This window comes from Microcoleus sp. OTE_8_concoct_300 (genome assembly GCF_031383065.1).
Classification (GTDB): domain Bacteria; phylum Cyanobacteriota; class Cyanobacteriia; order Cyanobacteriales; family Microcoleaceae; genus Microcoleus.
Genome location: NZ_JANMZH010000528.1, coordinates 1 through 4,234, shown reverse-complemented (window position 1 = coordinate 4,234; position 4,234 = coordinate 1). Strand labels below are relative to the sequence as shown.

Genomic DNA, 4,234 nt, shown 5'->3' with positions numbered 1-4,234 from the left:
TTGTTGTTGAGGAAGAGCCAATCCAGGTTAGTCAAGGATTGTAGCGGTTTGATGTCGCTGATTCGATTGTTGTCGAGGACGACCAAAGTCAGGTTAGTCAATGATTGTAGCGGTTTGATGTCGCTGATTTTATTGTTTGCGAGACCGAGCCAAGCCAGGTTAGTTAAGGATTGTAGCGGTTTGATGTCGCCCAGAAGATTGTCGCCAAGGGCGAGCATAGTCAGGTTAGTTAAGGATTGTAGCGGTTTGATGTCACTGATTTTATTGTTGCCAAGGAAGAGCTGTGTCAGGTTAGTCAAGGATTCCAATGGTTTGATATCGCTGATTTGATTGTTGTCAAGGTCGAGTTCTGTGAGACTCGAAAGTTTCCGATTAGCCGCATCGCACTCAGTAGTCCCTGCTTCCTTCAACAGCACCTCAACAGTACGTTTAGCTTCAGGACTCAAATTAGCTTTTTGGCGACACCAGTCAGCAAATGTTCGTCTACTGTTGGACGATCGCGTTTCTGCAGCCTTGGCAGACAGTCCATTTCCAGATAATGCTAGGATCGCACAACAAGCAAGTGCGATCGGCTTTTGTAACTTCATGTGTTTCTGTGCAACTATGAGTGTCATAATCTTGTACCTCTAATTTCCCCAACAGTAAAGTTTGAGCATTTAATTATTTGAGGTTTCCCAGTTACAGATAGACTCTGGCTTGAGTGGGCAAGTTTTGGGAGCGATCGGATTTCCGCCAAGGCCGAGCCCATTCAGGTTAGTCAAGGATTCTAGCGGTTTGATGTCGCTGATTTTATTGCCGAAGAGGCCGAGTAAAGTCAGGTTAGTCAAGGATTCTAGCGGTTTGATGTCGCTGATTTTATTGTCGCCAAGGCCGAGTAAAGTCAGGTTAGTCAAGGATTTTAGCGGTTTGATGTCGCTGATTTTATTGTTGGTGAGGTAGAGCAAAGTCAGGTTAGTCAAGGATTCTAGCGGTTTGATGTCGCTGATTTGATTGTTGTCGAGGTCGAGATAAGTCAGGTTAGTCAAGGATTGTAGCGGTTTGATGTCGCTGATTTGATTTTTTTCGAGGCTGATCCCATTCAGGTTAGTCAAGGATTGTAGCGGTTTGATGTCGCTGATTTGATTTTTTTCGAGGGAGATCCCAGTCAGGTTAGTCAAAGATTCTAGCGGTTTGATGTCGCTGAGAAGATTGTTGCCAAGGCCGAGTGTAGTTAGGTTAGTCAAGGATTGTAGCGGTTTGATGTCGCTGAGAAGATTGTTGTTGAGACTGATCACAATCAGGTTAGTCAAGGATTCCAATGGTTTGATATCGCTGATTTGATTGTTGTCGAGGTCGAGTTCTGTGAGACTTGAAAGTTTCCGATCGGCCGCATCGCACTCAGTAGTCTCAGCTTTCTGCAACAGCAACTCAACAGTACGTTTAGCTTCAGGACTCAAATCAGCTTTTTGGCGACACCAATCGGCAAATGTTCGTCTACTGTTTTCCGATCGCGTTTCTGCAGCCTTCGCAGACAGTCCATTTCCCGATAATGCTAGGATGGCACAGCAAGCCAGTGCGATCGACTTTGGTAAATTCATGTGTTTGTGTGCAACTATCAGTGTCATAATCTTATACCTCTAATTTCCCCAACAGTAAAGTTTGAGCATTTAATTTGAGGGTTCCCACTTACAGATAGACTCTGGCTTTAGAGGGCAAGTTTTGGGAGCGATCGGATTTCCCCTAAGACCGAGTTCGATCAGCTTAGTCAAGGATTTTAGCGGTTTGATGTCGCTGATTTGATTTTTGTCGAGCTCGAGCCAAGTCAGGTTAGTCAAGGATGCTAGCGGTTTGATGTCGCTGATTTTATTGTCGCCAAGGTTGAGCGCAGTCAGTTTAGTCAAAGATGCTAGCGGTTTGATGTCACTGATTTTATTGTTTTCGAGACCGATCGAAATCAGGTTAGTCAAGGATGCTAGCGGTTTGATGTCACTGATTTTATTGTTTACGAGACTGATCGCAATCAGGTTAGTCAAGGATTCCAATGGTTTGATATCGCTGATTTGATTGTTGTCGAGGTCGAGTGTCGTGAGACTCGAAAGTTCCCGAGCGGCCGCATCGCACTCAGTAGTCCCTGCTTCCTTCAACAGCACCTCAACAGTACGTTTAGCTTCAGGACTCAAATTAGCTTTTTGGCGACACCATTGAGCAAATGTTCGTCTCATGTTTCCCGAGCGCGTTTCTGCAGCCTTGGCAGACAGTCCATTTGCAGATAATGCTACGATCGCACAACAAGCAAGTGCGATCGACTTTTGTAACTTCATGTGTTTGTGTGCAACTATAAGTGTCATAATCTTGTACCTCTAATTTTCCCAACTGCAAAGTTTGAGCATTTAATTTCAGGGTTCCCACTTACAGATAGACTCTGGCTTTAGAGGGCAAGTTTTGGGGGCGATCGGATTTCCGCTGAGGTAGAGATCAGTCAGTTTAGTCAAGGATTCTAGCGGTTTGATGTCGCTGATTTGATTGTTGTCGAGCAAGAGATTAGTCAGGTTAGTCAAGGATTCTAGCGGTTTGATGTCGCTGATTTGATTGTTTTCGAGACCGAGCAAAGCCAGGTTAGTCAAGGATGCTAGCGGTTTGATGTCGCTGATTTGATTGTTTTCGAGAGCGAGCACAGCCAGGTTAGTCAAGGATTCTAGCGGTTTGATGTCGCTGATTTGATTCTTGTCGAGTGAGAGCAAAGTCAGGTTAGTCAAGGATTCTAGCGGTTTGATGTCGCTGATTTGATTGTTTTCGAGCAAGAGATTAGTCAGGTTAGTTAAGGATTCTAGCGGTTTGATGTCGCTGATTTGATTGTTTTCGAGATCAAGCGAAGCCAGGTTAGTTAAGGATTCTAGCGGTTTGATGTCACTGATTTTATTGTTGCCAAGGTAGAGTTCTGTGAGACTCGAAAGTTTCTGATTAGCCGCATCGCACTCCGTAGTCTCAGCTTTCTGCAACAGCACCTCAACAGTACGTCTAGCTTCAGGACTCAAATCAGCTTTTTGGCGACACCAATCGGCAAATGTTCGTCTACTGTTTCCCGATCGCGTTTCTGCAGCCTTCGCAGACAGTCCATTTCCAGATAATGCTACGATCGCACAACCAGTAAGTGCGATCGACTTTGGTAACTTCATGTGTTTGTGTGCAACTATAAGTGTCATAATCTTGTACCTCTAATTTTCCCAACAGTAAAGTTTGAGCATTTAATTTGAGGGTTCCCACTTACAGATAGACTCTGGCTTTAGAGGGCAAGTTTTGGGGGCGATCGGATTTCCGCTGAGCCTGATTTCAGTCAGTTTAGTCAAAGATTCAAGCGGTTTGATGTCGCTGATTTGATTTTCGTCAAGGTTGAGCAAAGTCAGTTTAGTCGAGGATTCTAGCGGTTTGATGTCACTGATTTGATTGTTGCCGAGGAAGAGCTCCGTCAGGTTAGTCAAGGATTCTAGCGGTTTGATGTCGCTGATTTGATTTTTGTCGAGAACGAGGTGTGTCAGGTTAGTCAAGGATTCTAGCGGTTTGATGTCGCTGATTTGATTTTCGTCAAGGTTGAGCACAGTCAGTTTAGTCAAGGATTCTAGCGGTTTGATGTCACTGATTTTATTGTCGAAGAGGAAGAGCTCCGTCAGGTTAGTCAATAATTCTAGCGGTTTGATGTCGCTGATTTGATTGCCGTTGAGACCGATATCCGTCAGGTTAGTCAAGGATTCTAGCGGTTTGATGTCGCTGATAGAATTGTCGCCAAGGTTGAGCTCCGTCAGGTTAGTCAAGGATTCTAGCGGTTTGATGTCGCTGATAGAATTGTCGCTAAGAGCGAGCCAAGTCAGGTTAGTCAAGGATTCTAGCGGTTTGATGTCACTGATTTGATTGTTGTAGAGGAGGAGCACAGTCAGGTTAGTCAAGGATTCCAATGGTTTGATATCGCTGAGAAGATTATTGTTGAGATCAAGCGAAACCAGGTTAGTTAAGGATTCTAGCGGTTTGATGTCGCTGATTTTATTGTCCACGAGGTCTAGTTGTGTGAGACTCGAAAGTTTCAGATTAGCCGCCTCGCACTCAGTAGTCTCAGCTTTCTGCAACAGCACCTCAACAGTACGTTTAGCTTCAGGACTCAAATCAGCTTTTTGGCGACACCAATCGGCAAATGTTCGTCTACCGTTTCCCGGCTGCGTTTCTGCAGCTTTCGCAGACAGTCCATTTCCAGATAATGCTAGGA

5 protein-coding genes are annotated in these 4,234 nt (G+C 44.8%); all 5 read right to left on the bottom strand.

Annotation, left to right across the window (positions count from 1 at the left end):
- A partial coding sequence (locus tag ACUVJL_RS24550; RefSeq protein WP_445248227.1) for a leucine-rich repeat domain-containing protein occupies positions 1-614 on the bottom strand: 614 nt, incomplete at its 3' end.
- 42 nt (positions 615-656) lie between these two features.
- Entirely contained in the window at positions 657-1,604 is a 948-nt protein-coding gene (locus ACUVJL_RS24545; protein ID WP_445248226.1) for a leucine-rich repeat domain-containing protein, read from the bottom strand.
- A gap of 42 nt (positions 1,605-1,646) precedes the next feature.
- Positions 1,647-2,327, bottom strand: a complete 681-nt coding sequence (locus ACUVJL_RS24540; protein WP_445248225.1) for a leucine-rich repeat domain-containing protein — start codon at positions 2,325-2,327, stop codon at positions 1,647-1,649.
- A gap of 48 nt (positions 2,328-2,375) precedes the next feature.
- Entirely contained in the window at positions 2,376-3,182 is an 807-nt protein-coding gene (locus ACUVJL_RS24535; RefSeq protein ID WP_445248224.1) for a leucine-rich repeat domain-containing protein, read from the bottom strand.
- A gap of 42 nt (positions 3,183-3,224) precedes the next feature.
- Positions 3,225-4,234: leucine-rich repeat domain-containing protein (locus tag ACUVJL_RS24530; protein ID WP_445248223.1), on the bottom strand; the 1,010-nt coding region annotated here is incomplete at its 5' end.